This window comes from Oxalobacteraceae bacterium OTU3CINTB1 (assembly GCA_024123955.1).
In the GTDB taxonomy this organism is placed as follows: Bacteria; Pseudomonadota; Gammaproteobacteria; order Burkholderiales; family Burkholderiaceae_D; genus Rugamonas.
The window spans coordinates 2,698,586-2,722,499 of record CP099652.1; the positions used below are offsets into that span (position 1 = coordinate 2,698,586).

The 23,914-nt window shown below is 64.6% G+C and carries 25 protein-coding genes, 5 tRNA genes and 1 pseudogene; 24 read left to right on the forward strand and 7 right to left on the reverse strand.

Annotated features, from left to right (window positions below):
- Positions 1 to 21 precede the first annotated feature (21 nt).
- From NHH73_11810 to NHH73_11870, 13 genes are all read left to right on the forward strand, one after another.
- Positions 22 to 432 (forward strand): DUF4845 domain-containing protein, encoded by a 411-nt coding sequence (locus NHH73_11810; GenBank protein USX28914.1) that lies wholly within the window; start codon positions 22 to 24, stop codon positions 430 to 432.
- A 55-nt stretch (positions 433 to 487) separates the two neighbouring features.
- Positions 488 to 1,297 (forward strand): ribonuclease III, encoded by an 810-nt coding sequence (gene rnc, locus NHH73_11815; GenBank protein USX28915.1) that lies wholly within the window; start codon positions 488 to 490, stop codon positions 1,295 to 1,297.
- Positions 1,298 to 1,347: 50 nt separating this feature from the next.
- Positions 1,348 to 2,250: a GTPase Era gene (era, locus tag NHH73_11820; protein ID USX28916.1), complete on the forward strand. Its 903-nt coding sequence runs from the start codon at positions 1,348 to 1,350 to the stop codon at positions 2,248 to 2,250.
- A gap of 10 nt (positions 2,251 to 2,260) precedes the next feature.
- Positions 2,261 to 3,163, forward strand: coding sequence for a DNA repair protein RecO (recO, locus tag NHH73_11825; protein ID USX28917.1), 903 nt, complete (start codon positions 2,261 to 2,263; stop codon positions 3,161 to 3,163).
- A 28-nt stretch (positions 3,164 to 3,191) separates the two neighbouring features.
- Positions 3,192 to 3,950 (forward strand): pyridoxine 5'-phosphate synthase, encoded by a 759-nt coding sequence (gene pdxJ, locus NHH73_11830; GenBank protein ID USX28918.1) that lies wholly within the window; start codon positions 3,192 to 3,194, stop codon positions 3,948 to 3,950.
- The gene (gene acpS, locus NHH73_11835) at positions 3,947 to 4,348 is read left to right on the forward strand and encodes a holo-ACP synthase (GenBank protein ID USX28919.1); all 402 of its coding nucleotides are present in this window, start codon (positions 3,947 to 3,949) and stop codon (positions 4,346 to 4,348) included. Before pdxJ ends, acpS begins: the two co-directional genes overlap by 4 nt.
- 152 nt (positions 4,349 to 4,500) lie before the next feature.
- Entirely contained in the window at positions 4,501 to 6,369 is a 1,869-nt protein-coding gene (gene uvrC / locus NHH73_11840; protein ID USX28920.1) for an excinuclease ABC subunit UvrC, read from the forward strand.
- A gap of 143 nt (positions 6,370 to 6,512) precedes the next feature.
- Complete coding sequence (gene pgsA / locus NHH73_11845; protein ID USX28921.1) at positions 6,513 to 7,094, forward strand: CDP-diacylglycerol--glycerol-3-phosphate 3-phosphatidyltransferase; 582 nt, start codon at positions 6,513 to 6,515, stop codon at positions 7,092 to 7,094.
- A gap of 115 nt (positions 7,095 to 7,209) precedes the next feature.
- Positions 7,210 to 7,285, forward strand: a tRNA-Gly gene (locus tag NHH73_11850).
- Between the two features lie 79 nt (positions 7,286 to 7,364).
- Positions 7,365 to 7,440 (forward strand) — tRNA-Gly (locus tag NHH73_11855).
- 53 nt (positions 7,441 to 7,493) lie between these two features.
- A tRNA-Gly gene (locus NHH73_11860) sits at positions 7,494 to 7,569 on the forward strand.
- 54 nt (positions 7,570 to 7,623) lie between these two features.
- Positions 7,624 to 7,697, forward strand: a tRNA-Cys gene (locus NHH73_11865).
- Positions 7,698 to 7,714: 17 nt separating this feature from the next.
- A tRNA-Gly gene (locus tag NHH73_11870) sits at positions 7,715 to 7,790 on the forward strand.
- Positions 7,791 to 7,863: 73 nt separating this feature from the next.
- Here the strand turns inward: NHH73_11870 and NHH73_11875 are convergent.
- From NHH73_11875 to NHH73_11890, 4 genes and pseudogenes are all read right to left on the reverse strand, one after another.
- Positions 7,864 to 7,944: pseudogene (locus NHH73_11875) on the reverse strand (VapC toxin family PIN domain ribonuclease).
- A complete protein-coding gene (locus NHH73_11880; GenBank protein USX28922.1) occupies positions 7,941 to 8,195 on the reverse strand; it encodes a type II toxin-antitoxin system Phd/YefM family antitoxin in 255 nt (84 codons plus the stop codon). Before NHH73_11880 ends, NHH73_11875 begins: the two are co-directional and overlap by 4 nt.
- 131 nt (positions 8,196 to 8,326) lie before the next feature.
- Positions 8,327 to 9,868 (reverse strand): alpha-N-arabinofuranosidase, encoded by a 1,542-nt coding sequence (locus tag NHH73_11885; GenBank protein ID USX28923.1) that lies wholly within the window; start codon positions 9,866 to 9,868, stop codon positions 8,327 to 8,329.
- Positions 9,869 to 10,263: 395 nt separating this feature from the next.
- Complete coding sequence (locus tag NHH73_11890; protein ID USX28924.1) at positions 10,264 to 10,548, reverse strand: hypothetical protein; 285 nt, start codon at positions 10,546 to 10,548, stop codon at positions 10,264 to 10,266.
- Positions 10,549 to 10,782: 234 nt separating this feature from the next.
- On the opposite strand from NHH73_11890, the gene NHH73_11895 reads away from it, so the two are divergent.
- On the forward strand, positions 10,783 to 11,229 hold the full coding sequence (locus NHH73_11895) for a hypothetical protein (GenBank protein ID USX28925.1): 447 nt from the start codon (positions 10,783 to 10,785) through the stop codon (positions 11,227 to 11,229).
- Here NHH73_11895 and NHH73_11900 read toward each other — a convergent pair.
- Positions 11,157 to 12,209, reverse strand: coding sequence for a LysR family transcriptional regulator (locus NHH73_11900; protein ID USX28926.1), 1,053 nt, complete (start codon positions 12,207 to 12,209; stop codon positions 11,157 to 11,159). The two genes, NHH73_11895 and NHH73_11900, sit on opposite strands and share 73 nt — an antisense overlap.
- A 141-nt stretch (positions 12,210 to 12,350) precedes the next feature.
- Between NHH73_11900 and NHH73_11905 the strand changes: the two genes are divergently transcribed.
- Together NHH73_11905 and NHH73_11910 are read left to right on the forward strand one after the other, a co-directional pair.
- Positions 12,351 to 12,791 carry a MarR family winged helix-turn-helix transcriptional regulator gene (locus NHH73_11905; GenBank protein ID USX28927.1) on the forward strand — a complete coding sequence of 147 codons (441 nt, stop codon included), beginning with the start codon at positions 12,351 to 12,353 and terminating at the stop codon, positions 12,789 to 12,791.
- A 138-nt stretch (positions 12,792 to 12,929) separates the two neighbouring features.
- Complete coding sequence (locus NHH73_11910; protein ID USX28928.1) at positions 12,930 to 13,901, forward strand: alpha/beta hydrolase; 972 nt, start codon at positions 12,930 to 12,932, stop codon at positions 13,899 to 13,901.
- A gap of 2 nt (positions 13,902 to 13,903) precedes the next feature.
- Here NHH73_11910 and NHH73_11915 read toward each other — a convergent pair whose 3' ends face one another.
- A complete protein-coding gene (locus tag NHH73_11915) occupies positions 13,904 to 14,719 on the reverse strand; it encodes an alpha/beta hydrolase (GenBank protein USX28929.1) in 816 nt (271 codons plus the stop codon).
- A gap of 92 nt (positions 14,720 to 14,811) precedes the next feature.
- Between NHH73_11915 and NHH73_11920 the strand changes: the two genes are divergently transcribed.
- Together NHH73_11920 and NHH73_11925 are read left to right on the forward strand one after the other, a co-directional pair.
- Positions 14,812 to 15,771: an AraC family transcriptional regulator gene (locus NHH73_11920; protein USX28930.1), complete on the forward strand. Its 960-nt coding sequence runs from the start codon at positions 14,812 to 14,814 to the stop codon at positions 15,769 to 15,771.
- Between the two features lie 103 nt (positions 15,772 to 15,874).
- A complete protein-coding gene (locus tag NHH73_11925) occupies positions 15,875 to 16,420 on the forward strand; it encodes a nuclear transport factor 2 family protein (protein ID USX28931.1) in 546 nt (181 codons plus the stop codon).
- Positions 16,421 to 16,487: 67 nt separating this feature from the next.
- Here the strand turns inward: NHH73_11925 and NHH73_11930 are convergent, their stop codons facing one another.
- A complete protein-coding gene (locus NHH73_11930) occupies positions 16,488 to 17,138 on the reverse strand; it encodes a glutathione S-transferase family protein (GenBank protein ID USX28932.1) in 651 nt (216 codons plus the stop codon).
- A 143-nt stretch (positions 17,139 to 17,281) separates the two neighbouring features.
- On the opposite strand from NHH73_11930, the gene NHH73_11935 reads away from it, so the two are divergent.
- The 6 genes from NHH73_11935 to NHH73_11960 all read left to right on the forward strand — a co-directional run bounded on the left by NHH73_11935 (position 17,282) and on the right by NHH73_11960 (position 23,870).
- On the forward strand, positions 17,282 to 17,845 hold the full coding sequence (locus tag NHH73_11935; protein ID USX28933.1) for a TetR/AcrR family transcriptional regulator: 564 nt from the start codon (positions 17,282 to 17,284) through the stop codon (positions 17,843 to 17,845).
- Positions 17,846 to 18,313: 468 nt separating this feature from the next.
- Entirely contained in the window at positions 18,314 to 18,568 is a 255-nt protein-coding gene (locus tag NHH73_11940; protein USX28934.1) for an AbrB/MazE/SpoVT family DNA-binding domain-containing protein, read from the forward strand.
- Between the two features lie 2 nt (positions 18,569 to 18,570).
- Positions 18,571 to 18,933, forward strand: a complete 363-nt coding sequence (locus NHH73_11945) for a type II toxin-antitoxin system PemK/MazF family toxin (protein ID USX29616.1) — start codon at positions 18,571 to 18,573, stop codon at positions 18,931 to 18,933.
- Between the two features lie 193 nt (positions 18,934 to 19,126).
- Entirely contained in the window at positions 19,127 to 22,096 is a 2,970-nt protein-coding gene (locus tag NHH73_11950; protein ID USX28935.1) for a histidine kinase, read from the forward strand.
- Between the two features lie 47 nt (positions 22,097 to 22,143).
- Positions 22,144 to 22,779, forward strand: coding sequence for a response regulator transcription factor (locus tag NHH73_11955; protein USX28936.1), 636 nt, complete (start codon positions 22,144 to 22,146; stop codon positions 22,777 to 22,779).
- Between the two features lie 182 nt (positions 22,780 to 22,961).
- A complete protein-coding gene (locus NHH73_11960) occupies positions 22,962 to 23,870 on the forward strand; it encodes a LysR family transcriptional regulator (protein USX28937.1) in 909 nt (302 codons plus the stop codon).
- Positions 23,871 to 23,914 lie beyond the last annotated feature (44 nt).

Genomic DNA, 23,914 nt, shown 5'->3' on the forward strand with positions numbered 1-23,914 from the left:
GGCGGGCCGAAAGGGACTAACATGCAATCAGTTCGTCAGCACGGGAAGCATGCAAGGCAGCAGGGTATTTCGCTGGTGGGACTGATTCTGCTCCTGGCCGTACTGGGCTTTGTCGGCGTGCTGGGGCTGAAGATCGTGCCCACCTACACCGAATACCGGGCGATCCAGAACGCCATCGTCACGGCCAAGTCCGTTGGCGGGAATTCGGTGGTCGAGATCCAGAAGGCGTTCGACGCCAGCGCCACGACCGGGTACATCAGCTCGATCAACGGCCGCGATCTGGTCATCGGCAAGGAAAACGGCGAGATGGAGGTGAGTTTCGCTTACGAAAAGAAAATCCCGCTGGTCGGACCGGCCAGCCTGCTGCTCGAATACCAGGGCACGACCGCCAAGTCCGGCCTGCCGGCGGCGACGGCAAAAATCGATCAATAACGCCAGCCGATTAATTTAAAGCGTCGAGACGACGTCACACAGAACCGATCAAACAATGAATCTTCAGTTATTGCAAAACCGTTTAGGCTATACGTTCCAGGATGCCGGCCTGCTGCAGCAGGCCTTGACGCATCGTAGCCACAGCAGTTTGCATAACGAGCGGCTGGAGTTCCTGGGCGATTCGATCCTCAACTGCGTGGTGGCGTCGATCCTGTACGAGCGTTACGTGGCGATCGACGAGGGCGACCTGTCGCGCCTGCGCGCCAACCTGGTCAAGCAGCAGTCGCTGTACGAAATCGCCCAAAAGCTGGAGCTGTCGCAGTTCCTGCGCCTGGGCGAGGGCGAGTTGAAATCGGGCGGTTTCCGGCGTCCATCGATCCTGGCCGACACGCTCGAGGCGCTGTTGGGCGCCATTTTTTTGGATGGCGGCTTCAACCCGGCGCGCGACGTGATCCGCGCCTTCTACATCCCCATCCTCGACACCGTCGACCCGCAGACCCTGGGCAAGGACGCCAAGACGCTGCTGCAGGAATTCCTGCAAAGTAAGAAGATTTCGCTTCCGCTGTACAATGTGGTGGCCACCCATGGCGCCGCGCACAGCCAGGAATTCGAGATCGAATGCCTGGTGCCCAAGCTGGGCATCCAGGTCTACGGACGCGGCGGCAGCCGCCGCGCCGGCGAACAGGCCGCCGCCAAGCTGGCGCTGGAAGTGGCCGAGCAGGCGTTGCTGAAGACCCCGGCCGCCGGCCGCAAGGCCAAGCCGCGCGCCGCCCAGCTCAAGCTGGCCGGCATCGCCACCGTGCAGGGCGAGGCCGCTGCAGATCAGCCGGCCGCGGCCGCGCCGGCCAAGGCGGCCAGCAAGTAACCGCCGCAGCATTACACGAAGCGCACCACCATACTCTGAAGCGATATAGCATGACTACCGAAACGATCCCCGCCAACTTCCGTTGTGGCTATATCGCCATTGTCGGCCGCCCCAACGTGGGCAAATCGACGTTGATGAACACGCTCATCGGCGCCAAGGTCAGCATCACCTCGCGCAAGGCGCAGACCACGCGCCACCGCATCACCGGCATCCAGACGCATGACGACGCGCAGTTCATCTACGTCGACACGCCAGGCTTCCAGACCCGCCACGCGAACGCGCTCAACAAAACGCTCAACAAGACCGTCACCAATACGCTGATCTCGTCGGACCTGATCCTGTACGTGATCGAGGCGGGCACCTTCGGCCCGGCCGACCAGCAAGTGATGGACTTGCTGCCGTCCGAAGTGCCGGTGATCCTGGTGATCAACAAGGCCGACAGGGTCAAGGACAAGGCGGTGCTGCTGCCGTTCGCCCAGCAAGTCGCGGCCAAGTTCAATTTCGCCGCCATCGTGCCGGTCTCGGCCAAGCTGCGCTTCCAGCTTGACGGCCTCGAAAAAGAGATCAAGAAATTCCTGCCGGAGAACCAGCCGATCTTCGGACCGGACGACATCACCGACCGCAGCGAGAAATTCCTGGCGTCGGAGATCGTGCGCGAAAAACTGTTCCGCTTCGTCGGCGACGAGCTGCCGTACACCAGCACCGTGCTGATCGAGCAGTTCGAGCAGGAGGGCGACTTGCGCCGTGTGTTCGCCGCCATCCTGGTCGAGCGCGACACGCATAAGTCCATGATCATCGGTAACAAGGGCGCGCGCCTGAAAGAAGTGTCGACACAAGCGCGGCTGGACATGGAAAAACTGTTCGGCGGCCCGGTCTACCTGGAGATCTGGGTCAAGGTCAAATCCGGCTGGGCCGACAACGAAGCGGGTCTGCGCGCCTACGGCTACGAATAAAAGAGGACCGATGTCCAACACCACGCACGACGCCGAGGCTGATGCCGATAGCACGGCCGAACCGCGACAGGCAGCGCCTGCCGTGGAGCGTGGCGTAGTGCCCGCCATAACCCCTGCGCCGGCGCCCGTGGTGGTTGCCACCCCGGCGACGCCCGCAACGCCCCCCAAGCGGCCCCGCGCGCCGTCGCGCGAGCGCACCTTCGGCACCAAGGTCGCCGGCCAGCCGGCCTTCGTCCTGCACAGCTATCCCTACAAAGAAACCAGCCTGATCATCGATCTGTTCACGCGTGACTTCGGCCGCGTGGCCTTGATCGCCAAGGGCGCCAAGCGGCCGCACTCGCAGCTGCGCGGGGTGCTGCAAACCTTCCAGCCGCTGTCGTCGAGCTGGGTGGGCAAATCCGAGCTGCGCACCCTGACCGACGCCGAATGGGTTGGCGGCATGCTGCCGCTGGAAAAAACCGCGCTGCTGTGCGGCTTCTATCTCAACGAACTGCTGGTCAAGCTGCTGGCGCGCGACGACGCCCATCCGGCCTTGTTCGACCACTACGTCGCCACGCTCAATCAACTCGCGCACAACGAACCTGCGCCCATCGTCTTGCGAAAGTTCGAACGGGCCTTACTTAAAGAGACGGGGGTCTCGGCCGACCTGTCGCGCTGCACCGCCACGCGCGCGCCGGTGCGGGCCGACGTGGTCTATGTGGTCGATCCGGAGCGCGGTCCGCGTCCCGAGCGCGCATCCGACCAGTCGCCGCGCGTGGCCGGCAAGACCTTGATCGACATGGAGCGCGAAGACTACCAGGACGCCGCCACGCAATCGCAGAGCAAGCAGCTGATGCGCTTCCTGCTGGCGCACCACCTGGGCGGCGCGCCGCTGAACACGCGCCAGATATTGATCGACCTGTCGCAGTTGTAAAACAATCATAATTACACGGTAAAGACAAATGAGCTACCTGCATCCTTCCGGCACCATCATCGACCTTGGCGTGAACATCGACCACGTCGCCACCTTGCGCAACGCCCGCGGCACCATGTATCCGGACCCGATCCGCGCCGCGCTGCTGGCCGAGCAGGCCGGCGCCGACTGCATCACCCTGCACCTGCGCGAAGACCGCCGCCACATCAAGGATGCCGACGTCATCGCGCTGGCGCCGCAACTGCTCACCCGCATGAACCTTGAGGCCGCCGTCACGCAGGAGATGATCGACTTCGCCTGCCGCATCAAGCCGGCCGACGTTTGCCTGGTGCCGGAAAAGCGCACCGAGGTCACCACCGAAGGCGGCCTCGATGTCGTCACCCACTTCAACGCCGTGCAGGCGGCCGTCAAGCAGCTGCAGGCCGAGGGCATCCGCGTCAGCCTGTTCATCGACGCCGACGAGGCGCAGATCGCCGCCACGGCGGACATCGGCGCTCCGGTCATCGAGCTGCATACCGGCCGCTATGCCGACACCGAAGGCGCCGAGCAGGCGGCCGAACTGGAACGCATCAAGCGCGGCGTGCTGTTTGGCGTCTCCAAGGGCTTGAAGGTCAACGCCGGCCACGGTCTGCACTACACCAACGTCCAGGCCATCGCCGCCATTCCGGATATCGCGGAGCTGAACATCGGCCACGCCATCGTCGCCCATTCGGTGTTCGTCGGCTGGGAGAACGCGGTGCGCGAAATGAAGGCCATCATGGTCTCGACCCGGCTGGGGGCGCGGTGATCTACGGCATCGGCACCGATATCTGCAAAATCCCGCGCATCGAGGCGGCGCTGGCGCGCCACGGCGACCGCTTCGCGAAAAAAATACTGGGACCGCAGGAGATGGAGAAGTACCTGGCGCGCAAGGCCAAGAACCCCGTGCGCGGCATCCGCTTCGTCGCCACGCGCTTCGCTGCCAAGGAAGCCTTCGCCAAGGCCATCGGCCTCGGTATCCGCATGCCGATGACGTGGCCGGCCGCGCAGATGCTCAACGCGCCGAGCGGCAAGCCGATGATCGTGTGCAGCGGCGTACTGAAAGAATTCATGGACAAGAACAAGCTGACGACGCAGGTGACGGTCAGCGACGAGTCGGAATACGCCGTCGCATTCGTCATCGTGGAACAGAGCGACGGGGATTAAGCGCCAATCTGAATCACGTAGGGCGGATTAGCGCAGCGTAATCCGCCAATGCGTGCGCCGTCAGCGGCTCATAGATGGCGGATTACGGCGTTCCGCCTAATCCGCCCTACGTGGATCAGTGGCCCGCGTGGCATTATCAATCGAGACAAGCAATGACCGAAGTCGCACCAATCGTAAAAACGCCCGACCCGCGCGAACAAGTGCTGGCCACCGTGGCCAAGCTGCCCAACCTGCCGGGTGTGTACCGCTATTTCGACGCCGAGGACAAGGTTCTCTACGTCGGCAAGGCGCGCGACCTGAAAAAACGCGTCTCCAGCTACTTCCAGAAGAATATCGCCAGCCCGCGCATCGCCATGATGGTCGAACGCATCGCCCGGCTGGAAACCACGGTCACGCACAGCGAGGCCGAGGCGCTGATCCTCGAGAATAATTTGATCAAGGCGCTGGCGCCGCGCTTCAATATCCTGTTCCGCGACGACAAATCGTACCCGTACTTGAAGATCACCGGCGGCGACTCGCCGCGCATGGTCTACTACCGCGGCGCGGTCGACAAGAAGAACCAGTATTTCGGCCCGTTCCCCAGCTCGTGGGCGGTCAAGGAATCGATGCAGATCCTGCAGAAGGTGTTCCTGATCCGCACCTGCGAGGACAGCGTCTACTCCAATCGCACGCGCCCCTGCCTGCTGCACCAGATCGGCCGTTGCAGCGGCCCGTGCGTCGATTTGATCAGCAAGGAAGACTATAAGGTCGACGTCGAAAACGCCGCCCGTTTCCTGCGCGGGCGCCAGAGCGAAGTGATGGAAGACCTGGAAAGGAAAATGCACGCCTACGCCGCCGACCTCAAATTCGAGCAGGCCGCGTCGGTGCGCAACCAGATCCAGTCGCTGTCGCGCGTGCTGCACCAGCAAAGCATGGAAACCACCGGCGACGCCGATGTCGACATCATCGCCGTGCTGGTGCAGGGCGGTCGCGCCTGCGTCAACCTGGCCATGGTGCGCGGCGGCCGCCACCTGGGCGACCGCGCCTATTTCCCGAACCACATCGGCGACGCCGCCGCCATCGCGGAAGACCCTATCGAGGTCGAGGTGCTGGCCGCCTTCCTGGTCCAGCACTACACCGAGAAATTCATCCCCGGCACGCTGATCCTGAATATCGAATTCGACCAGCCGGCGCTGATGGTCGCTTTGCAGGAGCAGTGCGGCCACCGCATCAACCTGATCTTCCAGCCGCAGGACCAGCGCCGCAAATGGCTGGAACTGGCGCAGAAGGGCGCCGAGATTTCGTTGGCGCGCCTGCTGTCGGAGCAGGGCTCGCAGCAATCGCGCACGCGCGCGCTGGTCGAGGCGCTGGCGCTGGAACCGGAGGATGTCGATCTGCTGCGCATCGAATGCTTCGACATCTCGCATACGCAGGGCGAGGCGACGCAAGCCTCGTGCGTGGTGTTCCACCACCACCAGATGCAGAACGGCGAATACCGCCGCTACAACATCAACGACATCACGCCCGGCGACGATTACGCGGCGATGCGGCAGGTGCTGTTCCGCCGCTACGAGAAGGTGGCCAACGGCGACGGCGTCATGCCCGACGTGGTGCTGATCGACGGCGGCAAGGGCCAGATCGAGATGGCGCGCCAGGTGTTTGCGGAACTGGGGCTGGATATCAGCCTGATTGTCGGCGTGGCCAAAGGGGAAGGGCGCCGCGTCGGCCTCGAGACCCTGATGTTCGTCGACGGCCGCGCGCCGCAGGAGCTGGGCAAGGAATCGGCGGCGCTGATGCTGGTGGCGCTGATCCGCGACGAGGCGCACCGCTTCGCCATCACCGGCATGCGCGCCAAGCGCGCCAAGACGCGCCAGACCTCGCGGCTGGAGGAAATCGAGGGCATCGGCGCCAAACGCCGCCAGCGCCTGCTGGCGCGCTTTGGCGGCCTGCGGGGCGTGGTCAACGCCAGCGTCGAGGACCTGAAGCAGGTTGAAGGCATCTCCAGCGCGCTGGCCGAGGAAATCTACCGCCAGTTGCACTAGCGGCGGCGAAGGTGGCGATGAGGCTCCGGGCGATGAAGCCCGGGGCAAACGTGCTGGTTTAATGTGCGTCGGCAAGGTAGACTAGCGGCGCATACAAAATAGTCACAGCGAAAATATTCACACCAGCACTTTCACCCAAGCCTATGCCTTTCAATATACCGATACTGTTAACCTGGTTGCGCGTCGCGCTGATTCCGCTGGTGGTGGGCGTCTACTATCTGCCGACGACGATGCTGCCGGTGGCCGATCAAAACCTGGCGGCCACGCTGGTGTTCATCATCGCCGCCGTCACCGACTGGTTCGACGGATTCCTGGCGCGCCGCTGGAACCAGACGTCGGCCTTCGGCGCCTTCCTCGATCCGGTGGCCGACAAGTTGATGGTGGCGGGGGCCTTGCTGGTGCTGGTGCAGCTGGACCGCGCCAACGCCGTGCTGTCCTTCGTCATCATCGGGCGCGAGATCGCCATCTCGGCGCTGCGTGAATGGATGGCGCAGATCGGCGCCTCCAAATCGGTCGCCGTCAGCTCGCTGGGCAAGATCAAGACCACCGCGCAAATGACCGCCATCCCGCTGCTGCTGTACCACGACGTGCTGTTCGGCGCCGTCGACACGCAATTCTGGGGCGCGCGCCTGCTGGAGATCGCTGCCGTGCTGACGGTGTGGTCGATGTTCTACTACCTGCGCCTGGCATGGCCCCTGATCAAGGAAAAAGCGGGCACGTTGTAGGGCTGCATGCAGGAACGAAATAAACTATTTCAATCTTTTTTATTCAGCAAAGTTTTGACCATTGACAGCCGGCACAGATACTCTATAATGCTGGCCTGTTGTTGCTGATGACGACGCGGGAGTAGCTCAGTTGGTAGAGCGCAACCTTGCCAAGGTTGAGGTCGAGAGTTCGAGACTCTTCTCCCGCTCCAGTTTGATGGAACGACAAGCGTCAGAAAAAAGTAGGACTAGAATTAGCAACAGCTTGCTGCTATGATGTTGGACTCCGATGCGGGAGTAGCTCAGTTGGTAGAGCGCAACCTTGCCAAGGTTGAGGTCGAGAGTTCGAGACTCTTCTCCCGCTCCAGTTTCCCAGAAGCTGGCCGGTGCGGTAAAAAGTAGTAAAAACGTAACTCCAATGCGGGAGTAGCTCAGTTGGTAGAGCGCAACCTTGCCAAGGTTGAGGTCGAGAGTTCGAGACTCTTCTCCCGCTCCAGAATTTCGGATCGCAGCGCGTAACCCGCTGCCTTCTTAGTCAAAAGTTTCCTCTGGCGAGGTAGCAAAGCGGTTATGCAGCGGCCTGCAAAGCCGTGTAGACGGGTTCGACTCCCGTCCTCGCCTCCAGACAATTTGAACTCCAAGCGGGAGTAGCTCAGTTGGTAGAGCGCAACCTTGCCAAGGTTGAGGTCGAGAGTTCGAGACTCTTCTCCCGCTCCAGTATTGAAGAAGGGCAGCCACGTGGCTGCCCTTTTTGCGTCATGCCCTGTACCAGGTCGGTGCTTTCCGCCTATGCCGTCACATTGTTGTCGGCCTTGCCCCAGCGCGCCTTACGCAGCTCGGACACCACGTTAGTATCCAGAACAAACTTCATGAGAAGTCAGCTGGCCGGGTCTCGATGGCCGCGCACGGCGGTTCAAACTCGATGTCGGCACCGTCCGGCATGGCCAGCGCATCAGCGATGTTACGCCGCTGCTTGGTGAGCCGCTGATAGTCCTCAAAGGTCATCAGCACGTGGGCAGGTCGACCCCGATCCGTGATAACTACCGGTCCGTTCCTCGTGGCACGTTTGGCCTCGCTCGCGCCTTTGTTGAATTCGCGGCTCGAAATGGTGGTAATGGTCATGGCTTCATTCCGAATGTTGCGTGATGCAGTGACGTTACTACATCGAGCGCATGTCTTCAATTGGGTATGCGGTGGTTGATTCGCCGGCCATCCCGGACACTGGTGCGCGCAGGACGGCCGGGATATCGGGTTTAACCCTCGACCGCGACCACCACCACCGCCTTGGCGGGGATCTTCAGGCTCAATTTGCCATCGACCGCTTTCGCGGCGAACGGCGCCGGCTTGACCGCATCCTTTTGCTTGAAGGTATTATGCGCGTCCATCGCCGCCGCCGTCAGCACCTGGCCGCTGACGCCGGACACCTGCTGTCCGGCGACAGCGACCGCCACGTCCGACGCCTCGTGCGGGTTGGTGTTGACGATCGCCAAGTATAGCTTGCCGTCCCTGGCGCGGGCCGCCGAGGCGCTGATGCCCGGGATGCCGGCCGTGCCGGCCTTATACTCGACATTGCCGCTCAAGACCACCGGCAACGAGGTCGCGTCCTGGAACGGCACGTACATTTTGAAGGCGTGGTAGGTCGGCGTCAGCAGCATCTTGTCCTTGTCGGTGAGGATCATCGCCTGCAACACGTTGACCATCTGCGCGATATTCGTCATCGTGACCCGGTCCGCGTGGGCATGGAAGATGTTGAAGTGCAGCGCCGCGACCACCGCGTCGCGCAGCGTGTTTTGCTGGTACAGGAAGCCGGCGTTGGTGCCTTTTTCCACGTCATACCAAGTGCCCCATTCGTCGACTAGCAGTCCGATTTTCTTCTCCGGATCGTTCTTGTCGAGCGCGGCGACATTTTCCTTGATTTGCGTGTCGATCTTCAAGGCGGCCGCCATGGTCGACATCCATTCCTTCTCCGGGAAGCCCGTGGCCGCGCCCTTGACTTCCCACTGGCCGGTCGGGATGGTGTAGTAGTGGAAGCTGATGCCGCTGGTGCGGCCCTTCAGGGTGCGGCTCAACACGTCGCTCCATTTGCCGTCCGAGTGGCCGCCGCTGGCGATCATTTTCGGGCGGTGCTGCGACGGCGCCCGCAGGAAGGTTTCATAGTTACTGTACAGGTTGGCGTAATACTCCGGCGTCATATTGCCGCCGCAGCCCCATGCTTCGTTACCAACGGCGAAGAAATCCACCTTGAACGGTTTGTCGCGGCCGTTCTTGCGGCGCAGTTCGGCCAGGGTGGACTTGCTGTCGGAGGTCATGTACTCGATCCACTCCGACATTTCCTGCGGGGTTCCCGTGCCGAGGTTGCCGTTCACATAGGTGTCGGCGCCCAGCATTTCGGCCAGATCGAAGAATTCGTGGGTGCCGACCGCGTTGCTTTCTTCCACGCCGCCCCAGTTGGTGTTGACCTTGACCGGACGCTTGTCGCGCGCGCCGATACCGTCCCGCCAGTGGTATTCGTCGGCAAAGCAGCCGCCCGGCCAGCGCACCAGCGGAACGTGCAGTTCCTTCAGCGCGCCGACCACGTCGTTGCGCCAGCCCCTGGTATTCGGGATGTTGGAGTTGGGGCCGACCCACATGCCTTCGTAGATGCCGGTGCCCAGGTGCTCGGCGAACTGGCCATAGACATTCTTGTTGATGACCGCACCAGGCTTGGCCGGATCGATGCTGATGGTCACGTCCGCGAATACCGGCGCGGCCGCCAGCATCGCAAGCGCCAGTACGCTGCTCTTCACTACACTCATGTCTTCTCCATTTTTGCAATTTTTGTGGTGCCGGTCCGGCTTCGCTTGCGGAGCGGGGGAGGGGCCTCCCTGTCCAGCAAACCGGCCGAGTGTAGCCCAAATATTTTGGCATTTGTATGCGCTGGAATGTGCTGCCGCTCGCCATGCCAGCGGTTCTGCAAGGCTTGTACTAGTACTCGTGCGGATTTTGTTATGGCGCGCTTCAGAGGCAGCGGTTCGGGACGGCCACCGCCTGTGCGCCAGCGGACGCGCCGCCGTCGCGGCGCGTCGAATGCAAAAAAGTGCAGTATCAATGCGATTATTTGCAACTTGTAATTTTTTCGCCGTTTGCGTTAGTTCGATCATAAAAAAAGGCAGCCGCTGTGGCTGCCCTTTATACGGATGGCGCGGACCGCTCAGGCGGTGACGTTGATGTGTTGGCCGGTGGTCGGATTGGGGCTGGCAGCCGGCTGGTTCACCACGGGAAGCAGTTGCTCTTCCTGGACGCCACGCGCTTTTAGCAATTCTGCGAAGGTGGTCGGCAGTCCGGGCACCGGCTTGGGGAGCGGATGGTCGGTATCCAGCGAGGCATAATAGGCCGCGTTAGGGCTGCCGGCCCACCCCGCGCCTGCCGATTTGCCTTGCGCCTGCATGTCCCGGATCCAGGCGGTGCCCGAGTTACTGATCGTTAGTGTGGTCATGTCGTTCCTTTGCTGTTTGGTTGAGGAAATAATCGATAGTTGCTCGTTGACTATACGTATTCGACGAACCCGTTTCGATGCTCATCTGCACAAGACAGTGATGGCGAAACTGGAACAATCGATGTGCGCGGATTGTCCCGTTTCCGACTATGGTGTAGTGCGTACGGGCCGTCGTCATGTCGCCTGCGGTCCTCTACAATCGCCGCCATCGCATACCAACCACAGGGATCATCCATGCACAAGTTGATACAACTGCGCGAAGCCGGCGCCGGCGCGGAGGAAATCGGCGCCATTCTTGCGCCCGACGTCGTGTTCCACAGCCCGATCCTGTCGCGCAGCGTCATCGGGCGCGACGCCGTGGCGAGCGCCATGGTGGGCGCCATCGCCGTGCGCGAGGGCCACTACGTCACCGAAATGTCGGACGGTAAAGTGACGCTGTTGGTGTGGCGCGGTACGGTCGATGGTCTGCCGCTCGACAGTTTTGAAATGCTACTGCACGACGACGCCGGTCTGGTGGTCGAGCGCAGCGTCGCCATGCGGCCGTTCGCCTCGCTGCTGGCGTTCCGCCAGGCTTTCCACGAGCGGATGAAAGAGGTGCTGGACCCCGCTTACTTTGCGTTGCCGTCCACGTCCACGTCGGCGTCGGCGGGGCCGTCGAACGCTTCTCGCGGCAAGGACTGATACAGCGCCGTGAACCAGTCGATGAAGGTGCGCAATCGCTGCGGCATGTGGCGGTTGGGCCGGAACGCGATGGACACCGGGCGTGGCGGCGCGGCGTACTCGCGCAGGATTTGACGCAACTGGCCGCGTGTCACAGCGGGACGCAAGGTGTACTCCGACGCGCTGACAATGCCCAAGCCGGCCACGCCGCAGGCGAGGTAGGCATCGGCGTCATCGACAAAGACCGTATGCGCCATCGGCACTTGCTCCAGCCTTTGGTCGACGGTGAATTCCCAGGGGCGGCTTCGGCCACCATGGTCCCACACATAGCCGACGCCGACATGCCCGGCAAGATCGGCCACGCTGCGCGGCTCGCCGCGCCGCAGCAGGTAGTCCGGCGAGGCGCAGGTGATGCGCGTCACCTCGCCAATATGTTTGACGACCATGTTGGGATCATCGCTGGCGCCGACCCGGATCGCACAGTCGACGCCGGCCTCGATCAGGTTGACGCGGCGGTCCGAGATGGCCAGTTCGATGTCGATCTGCGGATAGCGCGCGATAAAGCCCGGCAGCGCAGGAATCAGCACGCCTTTCGCCATCGCGCCCGGCAGGCTGACCTTCAGCCGTCCGCGCGGCCCCTGCCGGGCGCCGGCGGTCGCCTCCATGTCGTCGATCTCGCCCAGCACCCTGGCGCACCGCTCGTAGTAGGCGCGGCCCTCGTCGGTGAGAGTGACATTGCGGGTGCTGCGGTTGAGCAGGCGCACCTTCAGGCGCGCCTCCAGCGCCTGCACCATGCGCGACACCGACGCCGGCGGCAAGTGCAGCGCCTCGGCCGCGCGCACGAAGCTGGCCGCGTCGGCCACCCGCACGAACACCTCCATCGTCGCCAGCCGGTCCATCAACGCGGTGCGGCCGTGGCAATGCGGCGGGCCGGGCCAGGGGATGACTTTGAAGGCAGGAGGATGACAGTGTCCACAAAATATCCGCGCGTCGTCGTTCAAGGGGCCTTATTTTACCTGTTTGTGTGTAATTGCACACCTAAATTCCCGGCCGGTGCGGATTTCTGCGGCACACAGGCGCCGGCGCGGCGGCTGCGGTACACTGGCATCCGCACCGACCATCCTGTTATCGATAGAAACGCCATGACCAAGCCACCCGCCAAGCCACTCGCCATTTTGGACTGCAATTGCCTCACCGTGCGCCAGGCCGCGCGCGCGATCTCCTCGGTGTATGACCGTCACTTGGCGCCGACGGGTTTGAGTTCATCGCAATTCAGCATCCTGGCCGCTATCCACGAGCGGCGCGACATGCCCGTGCAGGAGCTGGCCGACGCGCTGGTGATGGACCGGACCAGCACGGTGAGGGCGCTGCAACCGCTAACGCGCGACGGCTACGTCTTGCAGCAGCCCGACCCCGCCTATCCGCGCAAACTGCTGCTGTCGCTGACGGCGGAGGGCCGCGCCACGTACAAACAGGCGCGCAAGTACTGGCAGGCGGCACAGGCGGAGTTCGAAGCCGGCGTCGGCCCGGCGGAGGCGGCGGCATTGCGCCAGCAACTGGCCGCCTGGAGTCGAAAACCGTAGACTTTGAACGTGCAATAAGCCTGCAATAAGCCTGCAATAAGCGCGCGATCGGCGCGGCTCGCCGCTTGACAGCGGCCGCCGCGCGTTTTACTATCCGCTTAATCTATCTATCGATAGATAGTTAACCAAAGGACTATCATGACGATCAATCACTCCACGACATCCCGCCGCACCTTGCTCGGCTCCCTGGCCGGACTGGCCGCCCTGACCGGACTTGCCGCCGTCGGCGGCCAGGCCGCAGCCGCGACGGCCAAGCCGACCAAGCCGACGCCACCGGCCCGACTCACCTCCAGCACCTTGACGCTGAACGACGGCACCACGCTGTACTACAAGGACTGGGGCAGCGGCCCGGCGGTGGTCTTTAGCCACGGCTATCCGCTGTCGTCGGACGCCTGGGAATACCAGATGCTGTTCCTGATGCAGCAGGGCTACCGCGTCATCGCCTGCGACCGCCGTGGCTTTGGCCGTTCGAGCCAGCCTGCCGGCGGCTACGACTACGACACCTTCGCCGACGACCTGGCAGCGCTGATCGACGCGCTCGACCTGAAGCAGGTCACGCTGGTGGGGCACTCGATGGGCGGCGGCGAGGTGGCGCGCTATATCGGCCGCCACGGCCAACAGCGCGTGGCCCGTGTGGCGCTGGTGGCCGCCGTTACGCCGTTCCTGCTGCAAACGCCGGACAATCCGGGCGGCGCGCCGAAAGCGCTGTTCGACACCTTCCGCGCCGCCGTGCAGGCCGACCGTTCGCAGTGGAACCGGGACGTGACCATGCCTTACTACAGCTACAACCGCGCCGGCACCAAGGTGTCGGAAGGGGTGCGTGAAGACTACTGGCGCCAGGGCATGAACACCGGCGTACTGGCCGCCTATCACGCGATCACCGCGTTTTCCGAAACCGACTTCCGCGCCGACCTGAAAAAAATCCGCGTGCCCACCCTGGTGGTGCACGGCGACGACGACCAGATCGTGCCGCTGGAAATTTCCGGCAAGTTGACGGCGCAACTGGTGCCCAACGCCACGCTGAAGGTGTACGAGGGCGGTTCGCACGGCCTGTTGATCACGCAGAAAGACCGGTTGAACGGCGATTTGCTGGCCTTCCTGCGCTCCTGATCCTACAGCCCGCCGACGCTGCCGACCGCGCCCAGGATGCTGTTGGCGACTTCGGCGGGATGCGAGATCAGCGCCACGTGGCTGGCGCCGCCGATGGTGCTGACGCGGGCCTTGATCTGCGCCGCCTCCGCCTGCTGGAAGGCACCGGGGATGATGCCGTCGGCGTCGCCGTACACCCACCACGACGGCTTGGTTTTCCAGGCGGCGGTGGCGACCTTATCGTCCAGCACATGGTTGAAGATCGGGCCCTGCACCGACGCCAGCACGGCGCGCTCCGCGGCCGGCACGTCCGGCGCGAAGCTGGCCGCGAAGGTGGGCGCGTCGAGCGACAGATAGCCGGCGCTATCGACCACCAAGCCCTTTTGCCAGGCGCCCGCCGGGTAGGGCCTGGTGATATCGTTGATCGACTCGCCGTCGCCGGGGGCGAAGGCGGACACGTACACCAGCGCCGCCACCTTGCCGTCATTGCCCGATTCCGTAATCACCGCGCCGCCATAGGAGTGGCCCACCAACACCACCTGGCCGCTTTGCGCGGCGATGGCGCGTCGCACGGTGGCCGCGTCGTCGGCCAGCGACTGGCGCGCCAGTTGCACCGCGACGACCTTTAGCCCGCGTTGTTGCAGCAGCGGGATCACCTTGGACCAGCTCGAGCCGTCGGCCCAGGCGCCGTGCACCAGCACCACGGTGGTGGGTTTGATCTCGGCCGGCGCGGTGGCGGCGACGGCGTCTGAACCGCCGCAGCCGGAAAGCGACAGGGGGCCTGCCAGCGCGGCCAGCGCGAGCGCGATCGCGCCCAGGGGTTTGCGTAGTTGTTTCATGAAGTATTCCCGAAAATGAAGATGAAATTGAAAGTGCCGCGGCGATGGACATCATAGGCAGGCCCCGTCGGCGCGACCATGATGCGGACACCGTGGTTCATGCCCCATCGTCCGAAACGGCGGGCGTGCCGTCGGCCGATGCCGACCTGCTGTCCCAAGTGCTGACGCAGGTGCGCCTGCGCGGTGGCGCCGTCTACAGGGCCGAGCTGGGCGCGCGGTGGGCGTTGCGCTTTCCCGCCGGCGCCGCGCATTTTTACTATGTCGAGGAGGGCGCGGCGTGGCTCCATCTGGACGGACGCGCGCCGTTGCCGCTGGCGCGCGGGGATCTGCTGCTGTTGCCGCACCGGCAGCAGCACACACTGAGCAGCTGCGCGTTGGTCGCCGCCGCCGACATCGAACCGGTTGACCGTGCCCATTTTGGCGCCGACCGCCGTACGTTGCGCGCGGGACGGGGCGGGGCGGCGTCCCGGCTGATCGGCGGCCAGTTCCACTTCGACGGCGACGCGGCGGCGGCCGTCGCGGCTGGGCTGCCATCCACGCTGCACCTGCCCGTTGAGGGCGCCGCCGTCCCGCCGTGGCTCGACGCCATCACCCGTTTTCTGCTGCTGGAGGCCGATGGCGGCGGCCCCGGCTCGGCGCTGATGGTGTCGCGGCTGGTGGACCTGTTGGTGATACGGGCGCTGCGCGGATGGGCCGAGGGCCAGCCCCGACATCCGGGCTGGGTTGCCGGATTGTCGGAGCTTCGGCTGGGCCGGGCGCTGCGCGCCATCCACGCCGAACCGCATCGCGGCTGGACGGTGCAGGCGCTGGCCGAGCTGGCCGGCATGTCGCGCTCGGCGTTTGCGGAACGCTTCACCACGGCGGTGGGCAAGGCCCCGCTGCAATACGCGCAGCACTGGAAGCTGACGCTGGCGCATGAAATGCTGGTGCAGGGCGCGCCGGTCGGCCAAACGGCCTGGCGCAGCGGATACGCTTCGGAGGCCGCGTTCAGCCGAGCCTTCACGCGCCATTTTGGCTATGCCCCGAGCACGGTGCGCGGGCGACGCGCTTGACTGAGTGTGCAATTGCACATATGATCGAACCAGACTATCAGGCGGAGCACAACGTACCCGGCACCCGATGGCTCTTTTCAAAATATATCTTCAAGGAGTTTCCATGCAAGCTTTTCCTTCCGTCGCGCGCGTCAGCCAAGTGGATGCCGCCGACCGCGCCAGCGCTGTCGATTTCGTCAACCGCGTCAACTGGCTGTTTGAGACCTGGGACGTGGAAGGCATGATCGACGCCTTCCTGCCCGACGCCGTGGCCTACCACTTCCACGGCACCATCAGCGGCCACGCTGAGATCCGCCATTTCTTCGAACACGATTACCCGTATCTGATTCCGGGCGTGAGCCGCCATGCGACCAATCATATTGTCGATGCGGATGGCGATGGCGTGCAGGTGCGCTATCACAATCTGCTGGTGCGCCACGCTTCGCCGCAGGATGCACCCGCACTCGGCGCCGGGCAGGTGATGACCAGCCACGACGGCCTGCCGGCCATCTGGCTGTATTCGCCGATGCGCGACCGCCTGGTCCGCACGGCCGATGGCTGGAAGATCGCCGAGCGCTATATCGGCGGCTCGACCACCAATGCCGCGCTGACGCCGGCCGATACCTCGGCGGCGGCCTTTGAAGGACTGATGCCGGTCCTGCCTGCCTGATAAGGGACGGGGCCCGGGCGGCACATCAGGCGGCATGAAAAGGGAGTCCCACGGGACTCCCTTTTTTTTATTGTCCGCTGCGGTTTTTCACGCTCGGACGCTCCGCCACCGTCGCTTGCCAGGCTTTCAGCGCCGGGTACTCGTCCGTGACCGTGATGCCGACGAAGGCCGCGTGCAGCAGCGCGCAGTACACGGTGATGTCGGCCATCGAGAATTGCGCGCCGGCCAGATAGGGCGTCTTGGCCAGGACGCCGTCGAAATAGCGCATGCCGGTCTTGAATTTCTCCAGTTGGCGCCCGCCCCATTCCTTGCGGCCGGCCCAGTCGGGACTCTTGTGGGCCTCCAGCGTGGCGCCCAGGCCCGGCGTGGCGTAGTGGAAGTAGCCGCCGATGCCATCGATCATCCAGTCGTCCGCGCGTTTCTGCATCATGTGGACCATGGCTTTTTCACGGGGCGTCTTGCCGGTCAGGACCGGGTTGCCATCGAGGTTGTCAAGGTACTCGGTGATCGCCACGCATTCGGCAATGTGGGTGCCGTCGTCCAGCTCCAGCACCGGCACCACGCCGTTTGGATTCTTGGCAAGGAAGGGCGGTTGCTTGTGCTCTGCCGCAATCAGGTCCACCGGAATGAAGGTGAACAGCTGGTCGATGCCTTTTTCGGCGAGCACGATGCGGATGCGGGCCGGATTGGGGAAGCCGGGGGTGTCATAGATTTTCATATTCAGCTTTCTGTGAGTCTACCTTTCGGTAGATAGAGTAAAATGAACGACAGAGACGCCTTCCGGAGTTGTCTATCTATCGATAGGTAGATAATAGCGCCGGCAGTTTTGTCGCGTCAAGCGAAACTTTTCCAGGATCAGGTATGGCAAGCGATAAAAAACAGGAAGTGATGATGGCGGCAAGGCTGATGGTGCAGGCGCGGGGCTACAGCGCGCTGAGCTTTCGCGACCTGGCGGAGGCGGTCGGCGTCAAGAGTTCCAGCATCCATTACTATTTCCCGACCAAGGGGGATCTGGGCGCCGCATTGGCGCGCCAGTACACCGAGGAGTTCATGGAGTACCTGACCGGCCTGCAACAGCAGGGACTGGACTGGAAAACCTGCCTGGACAAATACGCCGACGTGTTTCGCGAAACACTGCTGCGCGAAAACCGCATGTGCATGGCGGGCGTGCTGGCGGCAGAGCGGCCCGGCCTGGCGCCGGAGGTAAGGGCGGAAGTCGAGCGCTTCACCGAGCAGATCGTCGGCTGGCTGGCGAGTGTGCTGGCGGTGGGGCATCCGCGCATGGACGCCGAGGCGGTGAAGGGCCGCGCGTTCGCGGTCTTCTCCGCGATTGAAGGCGCGCAGCTGGTGGCGCGTGGCTGCGACGACGTGTCGGTCTTCGACAGCACCCTGGCGGCTTACCGCGTGGCCGGTCTGTTGCCGTAAACGCGGCTGTTGTTTGTTTGATGCAGCAAATTGAGCGTCTCGTGTTACATTTGCTGTTCCCTACATCAATTCGGCATCTCTCAACGCCCAAAATTGTTATCGATAACTTTGTCGTCGATGGATATTTCGGCACTAGATCAGCCTTTTTTTACCGTAAATTATTATCGATAACAATGAAGAAAAATGATCGAGGGAACTCAGCATTTCTAACTGTAAGGAGACATATCGACAACCAACCCGTTCAGGGCGTCAAGCGGCAAGGACCGTAAGCGCCCGCCCATCGGCGCATCAAGCTGTGTGCCGCGATAACCTCGGCACTGCTGCTCATTTCAAGCCCGTGGGCGACGGCCGTCCCGGTGCGGTAGCGCCGGTCCAGCCATCGCGGTGCCGACATGCAAGCACCTGTCTTGCGATACGTTGACACGGGTCCGGTCGCGTATATACTTGTAGATACAGACGGAGGATGTGATGGCCAAGCCAATTAATCTGACTATTCAACAATGGGGCAATAGCCTGGCAGTGCGCATTCCGGCGGCGATCGCGCGATCAGCGCATTTTTCGGTGGGTCAGCCGGTCGAGATGGTGCTCGATGAGGCCGGCGTTACGGTCCGGGCCGTGGGGCAGCCGAAGTTATCGCTGGCCCAGAAACTTGCATTATTCGATCCGGCCATCCACGGTGGCGAAGTGATGGAAACGCGGCCTCTGGGTATCGAGGAGATGTGATGGTGGCCAGGAAGATCTGGTCGCCAGAGCGGCGCGATATCATCTGGATCGATTGTAATCCCCAAGCAGGCCGCGAAATGAAGGATTTCCATCCGCTGCTTGTGCTTTCCCCCAAGGCATTCAACGAGCGTACCGGCATTGTCATCGGACTGCCGGTGACTACTGCCGCCTACAACGACGCCAATCCGTTTGCGATACGATTTGTCGGCGCGACCGGAGTTGTCAGCTATATTCTCGCGCACCAGCCGAAGTCATTCGACTGGAAAAGCCGGGGAGGTAAAGCACATCCGATGAAACAGGCGCCGGAAAGCATATTTCTTGAGGCTTGCGATGCGCTGAACCAGATTGTCGCTATCGGCCCATAATCACGACCCGACGCTGCGTCGTGACGGGGGGCATTGAGCTTAGACGGGCTATGCTGTAATCTGTTGCTTTTTGGTTACTAAGTATGCCGCCAGTATGAGTTTCCCGTCGCCCGCTCCCTTGGCCGGCCCGCCATCCGCGCGCCGGCATCGCGCCCTGTGGGCGGCGGCGGTCTTTGCGGTCACGGCCACGACGATGGCCACGACATTGGCCACGACGACGGCCACGACGGCCACGACGGCCGCCGCCGAGCCGCCGCCGTTCTGGCGCACCAACCTGTCGCACAAAGCCTGGACCAAGCAGGACGGCGCGCCGTCCGACGCCATGGCGATGGTGCAGGACCGCGCCGGCATGCTGTGGTTCGGCGCGTCGGACGGCCTGTTCCGTTTTGACGGCGTGCGCTTCGAACGGCTCGACGATTTCGCCGGCAATAAGCTGCTGTCGCCCAACGTGCGCTCGCTGGCCTTGTCCGGCGACGCGTTGTGGGTGGGCTACGCGCACGGAGGCATTTCCGTGTTCGAGCATGGGGCGGCGCGGCACTACGGCGAAGCGGAGGGTGTGCCGCCGAGCGCCATCCTGCAAATCGCCCAGAGCGGCGACGGCACGCGCTGGTTTTCCAGTCCCGCCGGCATCTACCGGCTTGACGGCATGCGCTGGCGCCGGGTGTCGCCGGCCGACGGCGTGCCGCCAGGCGACCAGCCGACCTTCAACGTCCTGCCCGACGGTGGACTGCTCGTCACGCATCTCGATGGCTTGTATCGCCAGATCCCCGGCACCCACCGATTCCGCCAGGTCGACGGCTTCGGCAGCATGCAGCCGAGCCAACTACTGCCCGACGGCAGGGTGAGGGTGTTCCGCTTCGGCGTGCAGCCACGCATTTTCGACCCGGTGTCGGAGACTTCCGCGCCGCTGGTTTTGCCCGATGTCGGCGTCATGCCCTACAGCGTGCACCAGGACCGCCGCAACGCGTGGTGGATCGGCCCCGGCGACGGCATGCGGGTCTACACGCCGGACTTCGCGTTGAAGAAACGGCTGCCGGCGCCCAACGGTTTTAGCGCCAGGCGCGTGTTCACCGGCCCGTTCGACGACCGCCAGGGCAATCTCTGGTTCATGACGGAGAACGGCGTCGATCGCATACGGGAAACCCGGTTGTCGGTGCAGGATATGCCGGCCGGCAGCACCGATTTCAGCATCACCGCCGGCGCCGACGGCGAGGTCTGGATCAACAGCCACTCGTCGTTGAACGCGCTCTCGCCGCCGACCTTCGCCATCGCGGCCGACGGGCGCCGCATCGCCAGCACGATGGAGTCGGCCACCGCCGGCGTGCTCGCCGCCGATGGCACGCTCTGGTTCGGCAACGTCCACGCGCTGTGGAGCCGGCGCAATGGGGTGGTGCGGCGCTGGGCGCTGCCGCCGGCCTTGATCCAGCAGCCGGTGCAGGCGCTGGCGATCGCCGCAGACGGCCGGTTGTGGGTGTCGATCATGCGGCGCGGCGTGCACACTTTCAAGGACGGTGTCTGGCGGGCCGGCGGCGGCCACGCCGGGCTGACCGGGCGCGACGCCACCTCCCTGCACACCGACCCCCGGGGACGGCTCTGGCTCGGCTACGCCGGCAATGCCATGGCGATGCTCGACCAGGGAAAAATCCGGCGCTTCGGCGCTGCAGACGGCCTGGGGGTCGGCAACGTGCTGGCTATGTTCAGCCGCCGGGGCACGCTGTGGGTCGGCGGCGACCAAGGCCTCGCCCGCTTCCACAATGGGCGCTTCGTCGCGCTCGACGACAGCAGCGGCCGGCCGTTCGCCGGCGTCTCCGGCATCGTGCAGACGGCGGCGGGCGATCTGTGGCTGCACGGGCTCGATGGCTTGGTCCGGATCGGCGCCGCCGACCTGGCCGCCGCGACGGCATCGGACGGTGAAGGTGGTAAAACCGGCCGGGTCGCCGCCGAACGTTTCGACCATCTGGACGGCCACGAGGGCGTGCCGGCCCAGATGCTGCCGCTCGACAGCCTGGTCGAAGCCGGCGACGGCCGCCTGTGGTACGCCACCTCCGGCAGCGTTGGCGTGGTCGATCCGCGCCGCATCGCCCGCAACCCGGTGGCGCCGACGCCGCTGATCACCGCGCTCACCGCCGACACGCAACGCTACCGCGCCGCCCGCGGCCTTGGCCTGCCGAGGCACACGCACAACCTGCGCATCGACTTCACCGCCGCGGTGTTGTCGATTCCGGAACGGGCGCGCTTTCGCACCCGGCTGGTCGGACAGGACCACGCCTGGCGCGACGCCGGCGCGCTGCGCCAGGCCTTCTACACCAACCTCGGTCCGGGTGATTACCGGTTCGAGGTGATGGCCGCCAACGAGGATGGTCTCTGGAGCGCCGCGCCGGCCAGCTTGGCGTTCAGCATCGCGCCGGCGTTCTACCAGACCTTCTGGTTCAAGCTGGCGTGCGGCGCGCTGCTGGCTGCCGGCGCGTATCTGCTGCACCGGCGCCGGCTGGACAGCCTGACGGCGCGCGCGGTCGAACGCATGCGCGCGCAGCTCGAGGAGCGCGAGCGCATCGCCCGCACCCTGCACGACACCTTCCTGCAAAGCGTGCAAGGCCTGATCCTGCGCTTCCACAGCATCAAGAACGCACTGCCGAAGGACGATGCGGCGCATGCGCGCATCGACGCCGCCCTCGACGCCGCCGACGCCGTCCTCGACGAGGGGCGCGACCAGTTGCTGGACCTGCGCGTCCACCATGCCTGCCGCGACGATCTGGCGCCGGCGCTGGCGACCGCCGGCGGCGCAGCGTGCGACGAGCGCGGCGTGGCTTTCTCGCTGCATGAGCGCGGCGAGCAGCGCGCGCTGCGGGCCGACGCCCAGGACGAGCTGTACGCCATCGCCAAGGAGGCGATCGCCAACGCGCTGCGCCATTCCGGCAGCGCCACCTTGGCCGCCGAGCTGTCTTACGGCGCGGCCGCCTTTACGCTGGCCATCCGCGACCAGGGCAAGGGCTTCGACGTCGCGCCGGGTGCGCCGCCGGCCGCGCAGGACGGGCGCCATTGGGGCCTGACGGGCATGGCCGAGCGCGCCGCGCGCATCGGCGGCGCGCTGCGGCTCGAGAGCGCGCCCGGCGCCGGCGCCACCGTCGAGGTGTCGCTGCCGGCGGCGCTGGCCTACCGGTAACGGCGCGCTTGTGTCAGAATGGGCGCTCCCACTTGCCGACGGTTTTTATGAGCGCCTTCAAGCCGCTGCCGATCACGATCCTGAGCGTCGATGACCACCCGCTGTTCCAGCAGGGCATCGCCAGCGTCATCGCCACCGAGCCTGACCTGTATCTGGTCGGCCAGGCCGCCAGCGGCGCCGAAGCGATCGCGCTGCACCGGGCCCTGCGTCCGGCCGTCACCTTGATGGACCTGCAAATGCCCGACATGGGCGGTGTCGAGGCCATCGCCGCCATCCGCGCCGAGTTCCCCGCCGCGCGCATCGTCGCGCTCACCACGCTCGAGGGCGACTGCCACGCGGCGCGCGCCATCATGTCCGGTGCGGTCGGCTACGTCTTCAAGAGCGCGGTGCGCAAAAGCCTGCTCGAGACGGTGCGCCACATCCATGCGGGCGGCCGCAGCATCCCGCCGTCGCTCGAATCGGCGATGACCCATACCCGCAACGGCACGGTCGTCACGGCGCGCGAGGTGGACGTGCTCAAGCTTGTCGCGCGCGGCAACACCAACGCGGCCATCGCCGAGACGCTGGGTATCTCGAGCGAAACCGTCAAGGGCTACATGAGCAACATCCTGCTCAAGCTGCAGGCGCGCGACCGCGCCCACGCGGTGATGATCGCGCTCGAGCGGGGCATCCTCGGCCTGTGAGGCCGGCCACGCTGCCCTGCGCCGGCCCGATGGTGCCGGCGCCGTCGTGGCCCCCCATTTCAGGGGGGTAATCCGGCGCCATCTGCGCGGTGCGCCATCCCGACCGGAGGAAAATCAGGCAAGCTGGTCGCTACTACGCTACTACGCTACTACGACGACTTTCAACGGGGACGGCCTTGGCAATGGACCAGATACATCTCATGCGCGTGTTTGTCGCGGTGGGCGAACAAGAGAGTTTTTCCGGCGCCTCGCGGCGGCTCGCGCTGTCGCCGGCGGCGGTCACGCGCGCCGTCTCCGCGCTCGAGGCGCGCCTGGGCGTGACGCTATTGCTGCGCACCACGCGCAACGTGCGCCTGACGGAAGCCGGGCAGCGCTACCTCGACAACAGCCGCGAGATCCTCGCCAGCATCGAGGAGGCGGGGCGGGCCGCCGCCGGCGTCAACGCCGCGCCCAAGGGGCGCCTGTCGGTCACGGCGTCGGTCTTGTACGGCAAGTCCTTCGTCGTGCCCTGCGTGGTCGAGTTCCTCAAGCGCTATCCGGAGGTCGAGGTGCTGGCCCATTTCCTCGACCAGAACGTCAACTTCGTCGACGAGGGCATCGACGTGGCCGTGAAGATCGGCCCGCTGCCCGATTCGAGCCTGAAGGCTTTGCGCGTCGGCCAGGTACGGCGCGTGCTGTGCGCCTCGCCGGAGTATCTGGCCAGGCATGGCGTGCCGGACCATCCGGGCGAGCTGCAGCGCCATACCGTGATCGCGGCGGCCGGCGTGTCGCCCGGCGTGGAATGGAAGTTCGGCGGCGCCGGCGAGCCGACCACGGTGCGGATGAAGCCGCGCCTGACCGTCACCAGCAACGACGCCGCGATCGAAGCGGTGCTCGCCGGCCTGGGCATCTCCCGGCTGCTGTGCTACCAGGTGGCCTCTGGCCTGGCCGAGGGGCGCCTGCGCATCATCCTGGCCGATTACGAGGAGGCGCCGTGGCCGGTGCACATCCTGCACCGGCATGGCACGCTGGGCTCGTCGAAGGTGCGCCACTTCATCGACCTGCTGGCCGCTTCGCTGCGCGCGCATCCGTACATGAACCACCACGCCTGAAATTGCGTTCTCTTTCGGTAGCGTTGCCCCATGAGCTGTTTTGC

Coding starts and splice junctions, on each gene's coding strand:
- NHH73_11810 (USX28914.1), top strand. CDS start 22: ATGCAATCAGTTCGTCAGCACGGGAAGCATGCAAGGCAGCAGGGTATT.
- rnc (USX28915.1), top strand. CDS start 488: ATGAATCTTCAGTTATTGCAAAACCGTTTAGGCTATACGTTCCAGGAT.
- era (USX28916.1), top strand. CDS start 1,348: ATGACTACCGAAACGATCCCCGCCAACTTCCGTTGTGGCTATATCGCC.
- recO (USX28917.1), top strand. CDS start 2,261: ATGTCCAACACCACGCACGACGCCGAGGCTGATGCCGATAGCACGGCC.
- pdxJ (USX28918.1), top strand. CDS start 3,192: ATGAGCTACCTGCATCCTTCCGGCACCATCATCGACCTTGGCGTGAAC.
- uvrC (USX28920.1), top strand. CDS start 4,501: ATGACCGAAGTCGCACCAATCGTAAAAACGCCCGACCCGCGCGAACAA.
- pgsA (USX28921.1), top strand. CDS start 6,513: ATGCCTTTCAATATACCGATACTGTTAACCTGGTTGCGCGTCGCGCTG.
- NHH73_11880 (USX28922.1), bottom strand. CDS start 8,195: ATGACCATTACCACCATTTCGAGCCGCGAATTCAACAAAGGCGCGAGC.
- NHH73_11885 (USX28923.1), bottom strand. CDS start 9,868: ATGAGTGTAGTGAAGAGCAGCGTACTGGCGCTTGCGATGCTGGCGGCC.
- NHH73_11890 (USX28924.1), bottom strand. CDS start 10,548: ATGACCACACTAACGATCAGTAACTCGGGCACCGCCTGGATCCGGGAC.
- NHH73_11895 (USX28925.1), top strand. CDS start 10,783: ATGCACAAGTTGATACAACTGCGCGAAGCCGGCGCCGGCGCGGAGGAA.
- NHH73_11905 (USX28927.1), top strand. CDS start 12,351: ATGACCAAGCCACCCGCCAAGCCACTCGCCATTTTGGACTGCAATTGC.
- NHH73_11910 (USX28928.1), top strand. CDS start 12,930: ATGACGATCAATCACTCCACGACATCCCGCCGCACCTTGCTCGGCTCC.
- NHH73_11915 (USX28929.1), bottom strand. CDS start 14,719: ATGAAACAACTACGCAAACCCCTGGGCGCGATCGCGCTCGCGCTGGCC.
- NHH73_11925 (USX28931.1), top strand. CDS start 15,875: ATGCAAGCTTTTCCTTCCGTCGCGCGCGTCAGCCAAGTGGATGCCGCC.
- NHH73_11930 (USX28932.1), bottom strand. CDS start 17,138: ATGAAAATCTATGACACCCCCGGCTTCCCCAATCCGGCCCGCATCCGC.
- NHH73_11935 (USX28933.1), top strand. CDS start 17,282: ATGGCAAGCGATAAAAAACAGGAAGTGATGATGGCGGCAAGGCTGATG.
- NHH73_11940 (USX28934.1), top strand. CDS start 18,314: ATGGCCAAGCCAATTAATCTGACTATTCAACAATGGGGCAATAGCCTG.
- NHH73_11950 (USX28935.1), top strand. CDS start 19,127: ATGGCCACGACATTGGCCACGACGACGGCCACGACGGCCACGACGGCC.
- NHH73_11955 (USX28936.1), top strand. CDS start 22,144: ATGAGCGCCTTCAAGCCGCTGCCGATCACGATCCTGAGCGTCGATGAC.
- NHH73_11960 (USX28937.1), top strand. CDS start 22,962: ATGGACCAGATACATCTCATGCGCGTGTTTGTCGCGGTGGGCGAACAA.